The 15,453-nt window shown below is 58.3% G+C and carries 13 protein-coding genes and 2 pseudogenes; 11 read left to right on the forward strand and 4 right to left on the reverse strand.

The window, feature by feature from the left end; all coding sequences use genetic code 11:
* Positions 1-16: 16 nt before the first annotated feature.
* The 3 genes and pseudogenes from ACN0X6_RS07875 to ACN0X6_RS07885 form a co-directional block, all read left to right on the forward strand.
* A complete protein-coding gene (locus ACN0X6_RS07875; RefSeq protein ID WP_417703024.1) occupies positions 17-1,669 on the forward strand; it encodes a diguanylate cyclase in 1,653 nt (550 codons plus the stop codon).
* A 162-nt stretch (positions 1,670-1,831) separates the two neighbouring features.
* Complete coding sequence (locus ACN0X6_RS07880; protein WP_417703025.1) at positions 1,832-2,134, forward strand: chorismate mutase; 303 nt, start codon at positions 1,832-1,834, stop codon at positions 2,132-2,134.
* Between the two features lie 59 nt (positions 2,135-2,193).
* A pseudogene (locus ACN0X6_RS07885) lies at positions 2,194-2,331 on the forward strand (transposase); the annotation flags it as partial.
* Between the two features lie 166 nt (positions 2,332-2,497).
* On the opposite strand, the gene ACN0X6_RS07890 reads toward ACN0X6_RS07885, so the two are convergent.
* Positions 2,498-2,893, reverse strand: coding sequence for a nuclear transport factor 2 family protein (locus ACN0X6_RS07890; RefSeq protein WP_417703026.1), 396 nt, complete (start codon positions 2,891-2,893; stop codon positions 2,498-2,500).
* Positions 2,894-3,492: 599 nt separating this feature from the next.
* Positions 3,493-4,287 carry an NAD(P)H-dependent oxidoreductase gene (locus tag ACN0X6_RS07895; protein WP_417703027.1) on the reverse strand — a complete coding sequence of 265 codons (795 nt, stop codon included), beginning with the start codon at positions 4,285-4,287 and terminating at the stop codon, positions 3,493-3,495.
* A 53-nt stretch (positions 4,288-4,340) separates the two neighbouring features.
* Between ACN0X6_RS07895 and ACN0X6_RS07900 the strand changes: the two genes are divergently transcribed.
* The 8 genes from ACN0X6_RS07900 (at position 4,341) to ACN0X6_RS07935 (ending at position 13,910) form a co-directional block, all read left to right on the forward strand.
* Positions 4,341-5,312, forward strand: coding sequence for a LysR family transcriptional regulator (locus ACN0X6_RS07900; protein WP_417703028.1), 972 nt, complete (start codon positions 4,341-4,343; stop codon positions 5,310-5,312).
* Between the two features lie 353 nt (positions 5,313-5,665).
* On the forward strand, positions 5,666-6,589 hold the full coding sequence (locus ACN0X6_RS07905) for a LysR family transcriptional regulator (protein WP_417703029.1): 924 nt from the start codon (positions 5,666-5,668) through the stop codon (positions 6,587-6,589).
* Between the two features lie 625 nt (positions 6,590-7,214).
* Positions 7,215-8,927, forward strand: coding sequence for a sigma 54-interacting transcriptional regulator (locus tag ACN0X6_RS07910; protein WP_417703030.1), 1,713 nt, complete (start codon positions 7,215-7,217; stop codon positions 8,925-8,927).
* Positions 8,928-9,226: 299 nt separating this feature from the next.
* Complete coding sequence (locus tag ACN0X6_RS07915; protein ID WP_417703031.1) at positions 9,227-9,805, forward strand: nuclear transport factor 2 family protein; 579 nt, start codon at positions 9,227-9,229, stop codon at positions 9,803-9,805.
* Positions 9,806-10,041: 236 nt separating this feature from the next.
* Positions 10,042-11,523 carry an aldehyde dehydrogenase family protein gene (locus ACN0X6_RS07920; protein WP_417703032.1) on the forward strand — a complete coding sequence of 494 codons (1,482 nt, stop codon included), beginning with the start codon at positions 10,042-10,044 and terminating at the stop codon, positions 11,521-11,523.
* 53 nt (positions 11,524-11,576) lie between these two features.
* A complete protein-coding gene (locus ACN0X6_RS07925; RefSeq protein ID WP_417703033.1) occupies positions 11,577-12,503 on the forward strand; it encodes an alpha/beta fold hydrolase in 927 nt (308 codons plus the stop codon).
* A gap of 116 nt (positions 12,504-12,619) precedes the next feature.
* Positions 12,620-13,219: an NAD(P)H:quinone oxidoreductase gene (wrbA, locus tag ACN0X6_RS07930; protein ID WP_417703034.1), complete on the forward strand. Its 600-nt coding sequence runs from the start codon at positions 12,620-12,622 to the stop codon at positions 13,217-13,219.
* A gap of 112 nt (positions 13,220-13,331) precedes the next feature.
* Entirely contained in the window at positions 13,332-13,910 is a 579-nt protein-coding gene (locus ACN0X6_RS07935; RefSeq protein WP_417703035.1) for an antibiotic biosynthesis monooxygenase, read from the forward strand.
* Positions 13,911-14,255: 345 nt separating this feature from the next.
* Here the strand turns inward: ACN0X6_RS07935 and ACN0X6_RS07940 are convergent, their stop codons facing one another.
* On the reverse strand, positions 14,256-15,068 hold the full coding sequence (locus ACN0X6_RS07940) for an alpha/beta fold hydrolase (protein WP_417703036.1): 813 nt from the start codon (positions 15,066-15,068) through the stop codon (positions 14,256-14,258).
* Between the two features lie 115 nt (positions 15,069-15,183).
* Positions 15,184-15,344, reverse strand: a pseudogene (locus ACN0X6_RS07945) (AI-2E family transporter); the annotation flags it as partial.
* Between the last annotated feature and the right edge of the window lie 109 nt (positions 15,345-15,453).

The raw sequence follows: 15,453 nt of genomic DNA on the forward strand, positions 1-15,453 counted from the left end.
CCCAAGCAGAATCACTATGCAGCCCCTGTGTTCGGTCAATGCGCCTGGCAGCGCCAATGATGAGCCGCTCGACGGGGTCGTGCGCCTGCTTGGCCGGCATTTCGACTCGGCCGCCGTGCTGGTCGGCGGTGCCGGTTCTGCGCGCCATATCTGGGCCAGCCCTGGCCTGAGCGATACGCGGCTGGCGAAGATCATCGGCATCGGCGAAACCACGCCCACCACGCTCGTCTGGCCATTGCTGGTGCAGGCAGGTACCCGGCTCGGCACGCTGTACCTGCAGTTCGACCAGCCGCATGCACTCGACGCCAAGCAGCGCGAAGCCCTGCAGGATTTCGCCGCCCTGGCTCTCGATCTGCTGGAGCGTGCAGCGGCCGAAGCCCGGCAGCGTGATGAGATCGCCGTCCTGCGCGATAGCGAACGACGCATGGCGCTGGCCATCGCCGGTAGCGGTACCGGCATCTGGGATCGCGACATCAGCAGCGGCGAGATCTACTATTCCAGCAGCTGGAAGGCGCTGCTCGGTTACGCCGACCACGAAATCGGCAATCGCATCGAAGAGAGCTACACCCGCGTACATCCCGCCGACCTCGACTACGTGCGCGCGACCATCCAGGCGCATCTGGATCAGCGTACCGATGCCTATGCGGTGGAGCACCGCCTGCGTTGCCGCGACGGCCAGTACAAATGGGTGTGCAGCCGCGGCAAGGTGGTCGAGCGCGACAAGCATGGCAAGCCGCTGCGGATGATCGGCACCACCACCGACATCACCGCCATCCGCCGTCTGTCCGATCTGATGACCGACCTGACCAATGAAATCCCCGGCATGGTCTTCCAGTTCCGTCGGCAGACCGACGGCAGGTTCGCCGTTACCTACGCCAGCGCCGGTGCGCAAGCCATCTGTGGCCTCAGCGCCATGCAACTGATGCAGGACGCCGAGGCGCTGACGGCCATCGTGCATTCGGATGATCGCGTGGCGTTCATCGAATCCTTCCAGCGATCGGCCGAGCAACTGACGCCCTGGCATCTGGAATTCCGCGTGCAGGTGCCGGGGCGTGAAGTCGCCTGGTGCCAGGGTGAAGCCTGCCCGCGCCGCGAAGAAGACGGCAGCGTGATCTGGCATGGCTTCATTACCGACGCGACCGAACGCAAGCAGATCGAGGCCGAGTTGCAGGCCTTCGCCACCACCGACTTTCTCACCCAGCTCGCCAACCGCAGGCACTTCATGTGTCAGCTCGAGGCAGAGCTGGCGCGCCTGCAACGCAGCCCCGAGCAGAGCGCGGCGATCCTGATGTTCGACCTGGACTACTTCAAGACCATCAACGACCGCTGGGGCCACGATGTCGGCGACCAGGCGCTGCGCCATTTCGCGCTCATCCTCGGCAGTCAGCTGCGCAAGACCGACACCGCCGGGCGCCTGGGTGGCGAAGAGTTTGCCGTGGTGCTCAGCGACGCGAACCTGGACAAGGCCATGCACTTCGCCACGCGCATTCAGAATGAACTGGCCAGGACGCCGATCCTGCATGCGGGGGAACCGATCTTCCTCGCCGTCAGCGTCGGCATCTCATCGCTCAACGCCAGCGATGCCAGCGTCGAGGCCGCCCTGTCGCGCAGTGATATCGCTCTATATTGCGCCAAGCGCGGCGGGCGTAATCGCATCGAGCATCATTGACCGGCGGCTGGCTCAGGCCGCCAGCCAGGCTCAATCACCCGCCAGAGACACGCGTCACAGCCAAGGCCCGCAGCGCAAAAACGGCGGGCATTTGCGCTGGACGCTCGGGGCCATGCTGACTAACGTGGTTGCCCTGTTCGAACTGTCACAGGAAATCGTCATATGGACGTGCACTGCAATTCCCTTGAAGAGGTGCGCGAGCGCATCGACCAGATCGACCGCTCCATGGTCGACCTCATCGCCCAACGCGGCGGATTCGTCGCCCAGGCGGCTCGCTTCAAGAAAGACACTACGGCCGTTCGCGCCCCTGCGCGCGTCGAGCAGGTCATCGCCAAGGTACGTGCGCTCGCCGATGAGCGCGGTGCATCGACAGAAGTCGTGGAGCAGGTTTACCGGGCGATGATTGCCGCATTCATTGAAGAGGAACTGCGTACCCATGCCGCCTTGAATGCAGGGGCAGACTGAATCGCCCCTGGCTTCGTAGGTACCTCCAAGCATCATGATGAAGCCCATCAGGAGTTGTCATGAGCACCGAAGAATTCAAGATCGAAGCGGTCAAGCACATCACTGAGCGAGGCTTGCGCGTTGCCAACAAGGCAGAGCCTCCAGGCGTGTCCGCGCACAGCCTGTACGCCTGGTTGTCCGAGCCGAAAACCGTGCGCGCCAACAAGCACCATCGATCGCAAGTTGAGGGGGTGCCTTGGTGAGAATTGCTGTCAGTTCGGCCTAGGCCTGTTGCTTTTGTAACTAAGTCGGCTGACCGGGAGCATTAAGCCAATACGCGCTCAGTGGGAGATAATCGACAGCGTTGAAAATCGCTACTGCTCGTCAACTGAAAGTTTCGACAGCATGCATGGGGTCAGTGTATTCACGAATTTCAACGATCTTCCCCTCTCGGAGCCGAAATAGAATGTGGTAGTCGTTTTCGTACTGCTTTCCATTTTTTGTAGCACCGAACGAACGTGCCTCCGCAGCGACGCAGTCTTCTTCAGCGATCAGACGTTTAACCTCCATTTTCAAGCCGCCATCAAACAACGCAAACAGGCCATAAAGAACAGGCGTCATATCTGCTTTGCTCTTTGATCCAGCAAAAGAAAATAGATGAGGCTTGCCATTCACCCACCAAGTGGCGTCGTCAGTCATGAAGCCCAGGATTCGGTCAGCATATTCAAGTTCAAAGCTGCTGAAAAAATCTCGCACGACACGCTTGTTTTGAGCAGTCATCATATGAATTCCTATATTCGAGTTTTCCGTGGAACGGTTGAAAGACGCACGGCTGCTTCGTCCGATTGCATCCCTGGCAAGGTGATCGCCTTGTGCGGATCTGCGATCGTTCGGCTGCATTGATTTCTAAACTTTACTCCAACACGACTCGGCGCATTTCACTATGAGAAATCAACTTTTCCAGTTGTTGAGGCCTGCGCGCGCAGGGCATGCGAAGCGCAAAGAACGTGCTAGCGCATGTTGCAACTTTCATGAGCGACTGACGCTGATCCGATCACTAATCGGGAGCTCACGAGCCTCTCTTGATCGTAAAGATACTTGAGCGCGCAATACTGCACATGCCCAAGATTCTCTCTGACGTAGGGGCGTGACTCGATATATTGACGAGCGCCTTCAACAATCATGGACTCGAACTCGAACTCGAACTCGAACTCGAACGCAGTGCCCGGAGCATCGGCCAGTCCATGGACTCCACGCACGCTGCCGTCAGCGAAGCCTTGCCACATGTGCTGAACCTCTGGCTTGGCCAGGCGCTTGAAGTCCTCCGCTGCTTCATCAGCACGGCGAGTCAGGATAGAGAAAAGCGCCTCTGTTTCCGGTCACTGCGCCCGCGTTTTCTCGTCGTACGCAATGTGCGCCATGATTCCAGTCTGGCCGGCGGCGACGTGAGGCTTAAGCTCGTGAGCGGGCGTGTAATCACCTCCAGCTTGGGGCCGGAACGGTATAGGCGTCTCCTCAAAGAGTGTCTCCAGACGGCTGCGCCAAGCCTCTTTGGCTGCGGCAGCTCCGGCGGCGTCCAAGTTTCCAGTGCCGTATACGGCGAACGTGGGGAGCACCTCGAACCCAGGAAAATAGAGTGAGCCGTGCGTAATCGGAAACAGCAACTGTTCGAGTGGACCGTTGATTCCGCGCGGTGAGTAGTCCACGGAGGGGCCCCCGACGGCGACCGACAACATGGCCCGCTTGCCCTTGAAGGCCCCATCTCCGTAGCGATAGGTGTTGCCTGCATCCTTGAAGTTGTGGGCAAGCCCGGCTGCCCAAACCCGATCTATCCATCCCTTCATGATGGCCGGCATACCGTACCACCAGAGCGGGAACTGAAAGATGACGGCATCTGCCGCTAAGACCTTGTCCTGTTCTAACGCCACGTCCGCTGTCTGGCAGCCGTGACGATAGGCGTGAGCGGACTCTGCGCCGAACGACAGGCGCTCAAGGTTCGCCCGCTGGGGAAAGTCATATTCGTCGAAAGCAGCTTTCCAGCCCATTGCGTACAGGTCGGACTGCAACACCTCGTGCCCCAGCGTCGTCAAATGCTCAATGGAAACCTCCACCAGTTGCCGAGTCAGCGAGGACGGCTCGGGATGGGCATGAATGATCAGTACTCGTTTGCACATATATGACGCCTCAGCTGTAATGTCGGCTAAGTGTCGCGGCCCTTGGGCGAGCTGTGAAATCGCAAAATATTCCTGCTACTATCGACGCGATGGATACCAGGCGCCTTGATCTCAATTTGCTCGTTACACTGGAGGCGTTGCTGGTCGAGCAAAACGTGACCAGAGCGGCCGCCAGGCTGCACCTGAGCCAGCCGGCGGTCAGTGCGCAACTGAGTCGCCTGCGCGACGTCTTCAATGACCCTCTTCTGATTCCAACGCGACGCGGAATGACTCCCACCGTCAAAGCTCTGGAACTGCTTGTCCCACTCCGCCAGGCGCTTGATCAGGTTCGAGCCACGGTCACTACTCATCTGGATTTCGAGCCCAAGACGGCAAGCCTTACAGTCTCAATCGCATGCACGGACTACGTACAGGCGGCCTTGATCAAGCATGTCGTTGCCGCCATGCGGCGCGAAGCGCCGGGTGTCCGCACTGCACTGCGCATCTTGGACGTGCCGCAGCTGGAGTTGCAGATGACCCGCGGCGAGGTGGATCTCGCCGTGATAAACATGCAAGGGGTACCCCCTGGTCTGCACTCACGACACCTTTTTGATGAGAGCTATGTGTTGATCGGGCGCCGCGGCCATCCCAGCTTGCGCGCGGGCCTGACGATAGAAGAGTTTGCGCAGTTGGAGCATGTTGTGGTGTCGCTGCGCGGAGGAGGCTTCTCAACCTCTGTGGACAATGCTTTGGTGGCATTGGGGCAACGGCGCAACGTGGTCCTATCGGCGTCGTCGTTTCTTCCAGTACCTGAGTTGGTCATGCAGTCGGATTGTGTTGCCCTGGTTCCGCGTCGTCTTGTAGATGGCCGCGACGAACGACTGCAGTGCATGGACCCGCCATTACCGGTTGAAGGTTTTGCAATCGGCATGTTCTGGCATGAGCGGTCCGACGGGCATGCCGGCTTCAGATGGGTCCGTGAGTTCATCACTCAATTAGTTGAGTCACAGCATGCGGACAAATGGGAACCTCGCCTTTCTACCTGACGTGCTTTCGCCTACCGATGACTGAGATCCAAGTCCTGGCCGATGCTGCGCATGAGCTGTTGGGGCGGGACGTGATCTTCCAGGTTGCACGAGTAGAACAGGCGCAACTGCAACTGCCCCATCATGCTGTTCGCCCCAGCGCTCGTTGACAAAGCAATTCTGCCGAGGGCCGGAAGCCGCTACTTTTCATGATAATCGGCCCAAAGCAGACATTCCTGATGAGCAGCCTCCGCTGCGTAGACGTCCCTTGATTTCGCCGAGAAATCTGCTTTCTGCTGGTATTGTGCAGAACAGACGGCGCTGTGGCTGTCAGCCTGAAAAAGCATGCACGTCAATTTCTGTGGATCAAGCGTATGAATAAACTATCTGAAATGCAGGCTTTCGTGACTGTGGTGGACACCGGGAGTATTTCCGAAGCCGCTCGTCGTTTGGGCTCTGCCAAGTCGATGGTTTCTCAGCGCATTCAGCAACTGGAGAAACGTCTGGGAAGCATCCTGCTCGAGCGTGGCCGGCAGACTCGCCTGACTGAGTCTGGTGAGGTTTTTTACCGCCATTGCACCGGAATTCTTGCTGATATTGAAAATGCCGAGAATGCCGTTCTGACGTCTCAGTCGAGTGTCCGTGGGAATCTGCGTGTTGCAGCTCCGATGGCTTTCGGTATGCGATATCTGACGCCGGTTATGGCGTCTTTTGCCAAGCAGTATCCTGAGTTGTACCTGGACGTTGAGTTCGATGACCGGCGCGTCAACTTGCATGAAGAGGGTTTTGATGCAGCTGTGCGCATTGGTGAGCTACCTGACTCTTCGCTGATGGCCAAGATCATTACTCCCAACCGCCATATCATCTGTGCCAGCCCCGATTATCTGGCGGCTCATGGCACGCCTCAGATACCGCAGGACCTCGCTGAGCATTTCGCCTTGCTCTACGTCAATCGGGAACCTCATGGCATGTGGACGCTACCGGTGAATGACACCTTGGAGTCATTTCGTGTGCGCTGCCGAATGCGCACCAACTGTGGTCATCAACTCATGGAGGGGGCGAAAGCGGGTCTCGGGCTGGCTATATTGCCCACATTTCTGGCCGCGCAGGCCATTGTGGACGGTGAACTGATAGAGGTGTTGGGGCCTCACGCTCCCCGAGGAGGCAATATCTCTGTGGTCTATCGTCAATCGCAAAAGGGCTCGCACAAGCTTCACGCGCTGAGCAGCTTCCTAAGCGAGCAAATAGGCAACCCGCCAATCTGGGATCAGATGCTGGCCACCAGTCAGCAATCATAGCTGTGAGTCGTTCGCGAAAAGCGAAACACCGATTCGATTTTTCCAGGCTTATGGCGAGGGTCTGCCCGACTTATCCTTTTCCTGGCGGAGCGCGCCATACGCGTTTGTTGGGAAAAGGATCAATCTCAATGCGCCATATCACTCGCTGTACTGTGTTTGACAGGGTGTATTTGGCCAACTCGCATGGGCACTGGCTTGGTGCGTGGAGCGGGTCCTCTTGGCAGGCCGGTAAAGGCTGTGGCCAGGCTAACGTTCAGAGCAACGATCATGCGATTGCCTGACATTGCAGGTGCAAGAGTCAATCACCTAGTTCACATGCTCCTCGAGCAGGCATTCGCCCGGTAATCGAACCAGCCGGGGAGAGTGTTCGTATGGCGTGAGGCTTTACCTCGATCTATCGACTTGAGCAGTGGCCGGCGTATGTGGTCAACCCCTGTCGATGACGCCTCGATCATTGCCCCGATGCTCCCTGTGCCGTCCTAGCCGTTTTGCGTCTTCGGGGCCTGCCCGCTCTACGCGCCCACACTGACCAGAAACGTGAAATATGCAATCACTCGTTTCGCTCCTCTCATTCGGTGGCACAGATCAACCAAGCCGCTCAAAACAATAATCGAGGCCTCCTTCAATGACTATCAGCTACAGCTCAGGGATCAAGTATTCGGACTATCAGGACCTGAGCGAACAGATTCGCTTTCAAAGCACAGAAGGCAAGATCTGGTTCGGTGAGCAGCGCATGTTGCTGATGCAGGTGTCGGCGATGGCTAATTTCCGCCGTGAACTCATCAATAGTCTGGGGATCGAGCGCGCCAAGGGTTTTTTCCTGCGACTTGGCTATCAATCCGGACTCAAAGACGCCGAAATGGCCCGCAAGCTGAGGCCAAACAGTCCGGAGCTGGAGATGTTCCTGGTTGGACCGCAGTTGCACTCCTTGAAGGGCATGGTCAATGCGCAGCCCATCCAGTTGGAAGTGGATCAGGAGGCCGGCCATTTCTACTGCGAACTTGAATGGATTGATTCCTTTGAGGTCGAGAGCTGCCTGACCGAGGTGGGCCTGATGGATGAGCCCGTTTGCTGGTCCTTGCTGGGCTACGCATGTGCATACAGCTCCTCGTTCATGAAGCGCGAAATCATCATCCAGGAAACGAGCTGTCGCGGGTGCGGCGATGAGCGCTGCATCATCATTGGTAAACCCGCCGAGCAGTGGGAAAACGCCGCAGAGTTCAGACGGTACTTTCAAGCCGATCCAATCATCGAGGAGCTGTATGAACTGCAATCGCAGATCAGCTCGCTGCGCACGTGTCTGGAGAAGCAAGAGGGCCAGTACTACGGCATTGGACGCTCCCCCGCCTACATTAAGGTCTGCAAGACGATCGACAAGGCAGCCAAGGGCAAGATTTCGGTCCTGTTGCTCGGAGAAACCGGCGTCGGCAAGGAGGTCATCGCACGGAGCGTGCATCTTCGCAGCGATCGTGCCGAGCAAGCATTTATCGCGGTGAACTGCGCTGCCATCCCGCAGGACTTGATCGAGGCCGAGCTGTTCGGTGTTGAGAAAGGGGCGTTTACCGGCGCCAATCAGACCCGCCCAGGGCGCTTCGAGCGCGCCAGCGGCGGGACCATCTTTCTGGACGAGGTGGTAGAACTGACGCCCAGAGCACAGGCGGCCTTACTCAGGGTGCTGCAAGAAGGAGAACTCGAGCGGGTGGGCGGCTCTCGGATCCATACGGTCGATGTGCGAGTCATTGCGGCCACCAATGAGAGCCTCGCCGATGCGGTCGAGGCGGGCCGGTTTCGCGCGGATCTTTATTACCGCCTGAATGTGTTTCCGGTTCAGGTCCCCCCTCTGCGCGAGCGGCTTGAGGACCTGCCGCTGCTGGTCGAGCACTTTTTAAGCAAGTTTCATCTGCAGTATCACAAGCGCACGCTAGGGTTGTCAGACAAGGCTCTGGAGCTGTGTCTCAGTTACGCTTGGCCGGGAAATATCCGCGAACTGGAGAATGTGATTGAGCGCGGCGTGATCCTGACCGATGGCAACGAAACCATAGGACAGGACGCGCTCTTTGCGGTTTTCCCAAAGGCAGGCAATCTGCATGGGGATCGTCTAAATGCTGACGGCGCGCTGGTTCAGGCCGAGGACACAGGAAGCGCGGCCGACTGGGTCACGCAAATCTTCGAACGGAACATAAGCCTGGAAGCGGTAGAAGAACAGCTGATGCGACGCGCAATGGACCTTGCTCAGCAAAACGTTGCGCAAGCCGCTCGAATCCTCGGATTAACTCGACCTGCGTTGGCTTACCGTCTCAAGAAAAGCGGCATTCTTGATGAGGATGCGCCTGAGTGACTCCGGTTGTCTTCGCGGATGGATCAAATCGAGTGCGAAGTGTTGTGGTATTAACCAAATAATCAATGCGCTGCCATGATTTATCAAATGATAAATTCAGTCCCTCTTCGAGAAGTAATCGATTTACGCTAAATCTCTTCCGTTAAACGTTCATCCCGCTGATAAATATAGGTTTTCTCCAGGTTTTGTTGCGATGGCATGCCCTTTGCTGAAGTACTCCCAGTTGCTGGGTGCGCACCAGTACTTGGCGACCTGTTAGGTCTCACGCATCACAAATGGTAGTTAAACGGAGAAAACGCATGATCACCCCTAAAATTAAATCGCTCGCTGCTGCAATCATGCTCGCTGCGTGCATTGTGACTGTCACTCCCGCGGTCGCGCAGTCAACTAGCGAAGCACAGGCCACGGCTTCGCTTTCGGTAGTCATGGAGTTCCTGGCCAATACCGCGCCCGATAAGGTTGAAGCAGCTGCTGAAAAGCTGGCAGCTCCAGACGCCACTTACGTTTCTCTCAATTTCGACAACCCGGAACTAAGGAAAATCTTGCCTTGGACTGGCACAAACAAAGGGCCGAAAGCCTTTAGTTCATTATTCCTGCAGGTCCAGGATTACTGGAAAATCGAAGACTTCACCATCAGCACCAAAATCGCCTCCGGAGAAGACGTGGCGATTTTCGGTAAGTTCACCTACCGGTCCGTGGCGGTCGACCAGGTGTTCACCTCGCCGTTCTCCATCCATGCCAAGGTGCGTGACGGCAAGATGACCTATTTCCAGTTCATGGAAGATACCTACGCGTCTGCCAGTTCCTTCCGACAGTCTGGCTCCTGGACTGTGAAGACCTCTGCGAACGCTGCCCCCTTTACGGTGGCCGCGGATTAACGATTTCGATCGCGAGGACCAAGCCTTGTGCCGGCTCCCGGAGGGTGAAAGCACTCCTGGCGTGCCGGCAGATGGCGCCCAGATGGGAGAGCACATCATTGCCACCCACTCCTTCTATGCGCCATTTCCAGAGATGCCGCTGGCGCCAGCCAGGGTGACCTGATGGTCGCCGACGGATCGCAGCCATGCGAGGCAGGGCCCGATCATTCACACCAGGCAACACGCAGGAGTTAGCCATGAATATTCATACCCCACACACGTCCAGACATGCGTTGAATTGGGTCGGTGGCGAGTGGATGGGCGCGGATACGATCCGTGGCTCCATCAACCCTGCCACCTATGAGGTCATAGGTACCTATGCCGAAGGGGGTGTTGAAACCGCCGAAGCGGCCATCGCCGCGGCGAAACGTGCCATGCACGAGACCGATTGGGTGCACGACCGAAAACTGCGCGCGCGCGTGCTCGACAACCTTGCAGACGCGTTCGAACGCAATCGGGGCGAGCTCATCAAGATCCTCTGCACCGAAAACGGCAAGGTTCAACGCGAGGCCAGCTTCGAAGTCGATCTTTGTGCGCCGTCACTGCGGTACTTTGCCGGCATCGCGCGAACTGATGCCGGCAGGGTCGTGGACTCCAGACCGGGCAGAATCGCGATGATGATGCGACAGCCGATGGGCGTGGCGGGAATCATCGTGCCTTGGAATTCCCCGGTCATCCTGACGGTACGATCACTCGCACCTGCACTGGCGGCCGGCTGTGCGGTGATCATCAAGGTGCCGGGCAAGAGCGCGCAGATCGCCGCGACCCTGTCCAAGATATTCAGCAACGTAACGGCACTGCCCCGCGGCGTCATCAATGTTTTCACCGACGAGACTGGTGATGGCGCCAAGCATCTCGTCGCCTCGCCACAGGTGCCGATCATCAGCTTTACCGGTAGCACTGGCACCGGCAAGGCGATCGCGCTCAGCGCCGCACCGCACTTCAAACGCGTTGGACTGGAGCTCGGCGGTAAGACGCCATCGATCGTGTTCGACGATACGGATCTCGATCTCGCGCTACCCATCCTGGAAAAGTCAGTGACGATGTTTGCGGGCCAGTTCTGTGTGACGGGTCAACGTGTGATTGTGCAGGAAGGGATCGCCGACGAGTTTCGCAAACGCTTTGCCGAACGCCTGCGTGCGGTAAAGGTCGGGCCTGCGGCAGACCTGTCGAGCGACATGGGCCCGATGATCGACCGCGAGAACGTCGAGCGCGTCGATAACCTGGTTGAGCGCGCCATTGCGCAGGGCGCGGAGGTCATTGTGCGAGGCGGTCCGGTTACACAAGGCCCGCTGTCGAAAGGCGCATTCTTTCGCCCCGCGTTTCTGGAGGTGAGCGATCCGACGATGCCAATCGTCCAGGACGAGACGTTCGGGCCGGTGGTCACCATGCAGAGGTTTGCTACGGAACAGCAAGCCGTTGCGTTGGCCAACGACAGCATCTATGGCTTGGGAGCGAGCATCTGGACGCGCGATCTCTCCAAGGCGCTGCGGATCGCACCCAGGATCGAAGCGGGTATGGTCTGGATCAATGAGTGGGGCGCACTCGGCGAAGATATCGAGGAAGGCGGTTCCAAGCAGTCGGGGCTCGGCCGTCTGAACGGTGTGGCTGCGATTGATGACTTCACCGAGATCAGAACGATCACGCTCAACCCAGGCCTGATGAGTGTTCATCTTTAGGTAACGCGATTCAAACACAATCATTCGATTGCCTAAGCACCGAGGAAACAAGAATGAGCACAATCACCAATATCCTTCTGGCAGCTAGCGCGGCGTTCGCCACCTTGGCGGCAAACGTCAGTCTCGCCGAGGTCACCACGGCACATGCCAGTAGCTACATCGCGACCGAGGATGGTGTGCAGCTGTATTACAAGGACTGGGGGCCGAAGAACGGTCAAGTCGTTACATTCAGCCATGGCTGGCCGCTGAACGCCGACAGCTGGGAAGCACAGATGCTGTTTTTGGCCGACAAGGGCTACCGGGTGATCGCCCATGACCGTCGTGGCCATGGCCGCTCCAGCCAGCCCTGGGAAGGCAACGACATGGATCACTATGCTGACGATCTGGCAGCCGTGATCGAGACCCTGAACCTGAAGGATGTCACCCTGGTCGGTTTCTCCACGGGTGGCGGTGAAGTGGCTCGCTATATCGGGCGTCACGGTACCAGTCGCGTGAAAAAAGCGGTGCTGGTCGCAGCCGTTCCGCCATTGATGCTCAAGACGGAGAGCAATCCCAGCGGCGTGCCAATGGAAGTATTCGATGGTCTGCGCAAGGCCTCGGTGGACAATCGCTCGCAGCTTTACCTCGATATCGCGTCCGGTCCTTTCTTCGGCTTCAACCGGGAAGGTGCCACCCCATCGCAGGGCCTGATCCAGTCATTCTGGGTACAAGGCATGCAGGCTGGCCACAAGAACGCCTATGACTCTATCGCGGCATTTTCAGCCACCGACTTCCGTGAGGATTTGAAGAAGTTCGATGTGCCGACACTGGTGATTCACGGTGATGACGACCAGATCGTGCCGGTGGATACTTCGGCGAAGGCTTCGGCAGCGCTGATCAAGGGTGCCAAGCTGATTGTCTATGCCGGCGCGCCACACGGCTTGGCAGACACCCACAAGCAGCGCCTGAATCAGGACCTTTTGGACTTCTTGCAGAAGTAAGCCAACGGACATACAGGCCGACTCATCGCCGTGTGTTGACTAGACTGCTGAGTTGATCAGCACACCTATAACCCTGTGCTGTACATGTAACGGCACATTGTGCAGAGGAAATAATGATGGCTAAGGTTCTAGTGCTCTATCACTCCATGTATGGCCACATTGAGACCATGGCGAACAAGGTCGCTGAAGGTGCCCGCAGCGTTCCGGGAACGGAGGTCGCGATCAAACGGGTTCCTGAAACGATGAGCCCGGAAGCCTTTGCCGCAGCAGGCGGCAAGACCAATCAAAGTGCCACAGAGGCATTACCGTCGGACCTGGCCGATTTCGATGCCATCATCTTTGGTACCCCGACGCGCTTCGGCAATATGTCCGGACAAATGCGCAACTTCCTCGACCGAACAGGTGGGCTCTGGGCCCAAGGCGCCCTGGCAGGAAAGGTCGCCAGCGTGTTTACCTCAACTGGAACGGGCGGTGGCCAGGAAATGACCATTGCCTCCACCTGGACCACGTTGGCACATCACGGAATGATCATCGTACCGATCGGCTACACCACCCCAGCACTCTTCGATGTCTCGAAGGTAGGAGGAGGTACTCCTTATGGCGCCTCTACCATTGCCGGTGGCGACGGTTCCAGACAGCCAGATGAGCGTGAACTGGAAGTAGCACGTCATCAGGGTGAACACGTTGCTCGGATCGCATCAAAGCTGCACGGCTAGAGCGAGATTATCTGGCCCCATGACGCTCGAACGGCCCTTGACTCGACCGGTGGCACGCATCGATGCGCGCCACTGGATCGGTAAGGCCAAGGCTTTGAACAGAGTATCCAACATGAGCGAGACGCAACCTGAAGCCGCAACCCTGGTGGTGCGCCATCAGGTTCGCCCAAACCACGTGCCGAGTTACGAGACCTGGTTGCGTCGCATCATCATCACGGCCAACCAATGCCCCGGCCACCTCGGGGTGGACGTGATACGTGGCTGGCGAACCGACGTGGCGCAATTCACATGCGTGCTGCGCTTCACCAGCTTAGAGCAGTTGCAAGACTGGATTCGCTCGGAACAAAGGCGCCAGCTAGTAGCTGAGGTCGTGCCGCTTCTTTGCGATGGCGACCAGCTGGAGATCGCTCAAGGCAAGGATTTCTGGTTCGTACCGGAAACCGTCCAGGCGCCTCCGCCACGCTGGAAACAAAGCTGCGTAACCTTTCTCGTGATCCTGCCACTGAGCCTGCTGATGCCACTGCTTTGGCAACCTCTGTTCCAGCGTGTTCCCTGGCTCAGCGATCATCTTATAAGCGATGCACTCATCACCTTGAGCATCGTCCTGCTCGTGGTGTATCTATTTATGCCCATCGCCACGCGCGCCTTTGCCGGCTGGTTGAGGCCCCAGCACCGAGAGGAACGATCCTGAGTCGGGGCCTCACGATGAACGCTCCCGCAGCATTCTGTTGCTGCGGTTTCCTGCTTGATCATTTGAGCGCTGCCAGGCGATGAGCTTCACGAACCGACTATCCAGCACGGTCCCTGAAGTAGTGGCCGCTTCTAGCCGATTCTGTTGAAAGTAGAACAGGCACTGCTGTCCTCCCGGTAACCGTCCCATCATGCTGTTTGCCCACGCTCGCTGACAGGGCAATTTTGCCAACGGCATGGGGTGGCAGCTGCTTTTTCAACAGCATCAGCCGAAAGCGGCCCGATCATTAGAAATGCATCTGACCCATCCAAACGGCTCGTTCGAAGTGTAAATCGGCGTTCTGCGTCACTCGCTGGCAATCCGTGCACAAATCATCGGCGCTGCGGCATACAGGCAGGAGTAATGAGAAAACCCCTCCATCCGCTCGATGCGTGCCTTGCGTGAGAAGCGTTCGGCCATATAGGCCGACATAGCGAAAGGCGACCAGTTGTCCTCAGTGCCGTGCCATAGGCAGACATCTGTCTCGCAGGTGAAGACCTTGGCTGACCAGGGCTTCAGGTACTGCTGGATATCCCGCGTATAGCCGGACGCGCCTTGGGCAAAGCATTGCTGCAGTACCTGGCAGATAAGCGCCCTGAACTCAGGTGATTTCACCCGCTCCCGATCCTGCCCCCGGGCGCTGGCGAACAGCATGCGAAACAGCATCTGCGGTGCTCGTTTGGCCAGCAGCGCCTGCCACTTCACCAGCCACTGGAACAAGCCTGGGCTGCGCTGGGCCAGCGAAAACACGGCCTTGCCGGCCATTTCATCGAGGAAGTCCCCTGCATCGAGCGGGGCGGCGGCGCAAACCAGATGCAGGCTGCGAACCTGGCCCGGCATAAGTGCGCTGACTTCCAATGCGGCATGCGTGCCGAGGGAAAATCCGATGAGGTCGAGCCGAGCACCTTGCACCGTCTCGCTGATCGCCTGTGCGGTATGCCGGTGGTAGTCGGCGCCGGTGATGGATGGATCGATGGCGAAACGGTCGAAACAGAGAATGCGCAGGCACTGTTCCCGGGCTGGCGCGTCGAATATGGAGGCCTCATACGGCGAGCCCGGCACCCCGTGGCAGTAAACGACCGGTTTGCCTGCCGGATTTCCGTATTCGGTGTAGTGCATTTCTCATTCCGGGTGGTGTGATGTTCCGCTCTTGTATCACTGCCGCGTTGGATAAGCGCTGGGGCGAACTGACGCATTGCCCTCGAGTTTCAGAGCGCACGTGAGCGGGGCCCCCTCACTCCGGCAACCTGACCGTCTTCCTCGCCCCGCACAGATTCCAGCTGGCGACGAACAGCGCTGCCACCAGCGGGCCGATCACCAACCGTCGAGGCCCGGCCGGGCCAGGCCGCCGGGGGTACAAACGAGGATCAGGTTGTCGGGCAAGCGGGTGTCCCTGTCGGCCCCGAGGGAAAAGGGAGTCCTCTACCTTCAGGTAGACGATGGCGTTTCCCTGCGCACGCTCCAGTCGATAGTCGTCTTCCCTCCCTGTGTGGCGGCATACTGC

Source organism: Pseudomonas sp. (assembly GCF_048269965.1).
In the GTDB taxonomy this organism is placed as follows: domain Bacteria; phylum Pseudomonadota; class Gammaproteobacteria; order Pseudomonadales; family Pseudomonadaceae; genus Aquipseudomonas.

What these genes read in the sequence shown, in the direction of transcription:
- ACN0X6_RS07875 (WP_417703024.1), top strand. Translation starts at nt 17, where the DNA reads ATGCAGCCCCTGTGTTCGGTCAATGCGCCTGGCAGCGCCAATGATGAG.
- ACN0X6_RS07880 (WP_417703025.1), top strand. Translation starts at nt 1,832, where the DNA reads ATGGACGTGCACTGCAATTCCCTTGAAGAGGTGCGCGAGCGCATCGAC.
- ACN0X6_RS07890 (WP_417703026.1), bottom strand. Translation starts at nt 2,893, where the DNA reads ATGACTGCTCAAAACAAGCGTGTCGTGCGAGATTTTTTCAGCAGCTTT.
- ACN0X6_RS07895 (WP_417703027.1), bottom strand. Translation starts at nt 4,287, where the DNA reads ATGTGCAAACGAGTACTGATCATTCATGCCCATCCCGAGCCGTCCTCG.
- ACN0X6_RS07905 (WP_417703029.1), top strand. Translation starts at nt 5,666, where the DNA reads ATGAATAAACTATCTGAAATGCAGGCTTTCGTGACTGTGGTGGACACC.
- ACN0X6_RS07910 (WP_417703030.1), top strand. Translation starts at nt 7,215, where the DNA reads ATGACTATCAGCTACAGCTCAGGGATCAAGTATTCGGACTATCAGGAC.
- ACN0X6_RS07915 (WP_417703031.1), top strand. Translation starts at nt 9,227, where the DNA reads ATGATCACCCCTAAAATTAAATCGCTCGCTGCTGCAATCATGCTCGCT.
- ACN0X6_RS07920 (WP_417703032.1), top strand. Translation starts at nt 10,042, where the DNA reads ATGAATATTCATACCCCACACACGTCCAGACATGCGTTGAATTGGGTC.
- ACN0X6_RS07925 (WP_417703033.1), top strand. Translation starts at nt 11,577, where the DNA reads ATGAGCACAATCACCAATATCCTTCTGGCAGCTAGCGCGGCGTTCGCC.
- wrbA (WP_417703034.1), top strand. Translation starts at nt 12,620, where the DNA reads ATGGCTAAGGTTCTAGTGCTCTATCACTCCATGTATGGCCACATTGAG.
- ACN0X6_RS07935 (WP_417703035.1), top strand. Translation starts at nt 13,332, where the DNA reads ATGAGCGAGACGCAACCTGAAGCCGCAACCCTGGTGGTGCGCCATCAG.
- ACN0X6_RS07940 (WP_417703036.1), bottom strand. Translation starts at nt 15,068, where the DNA reads ATGCACTACACCGAATACGGAAATCCGGCAGGCAAACCGGTCGTTTAC.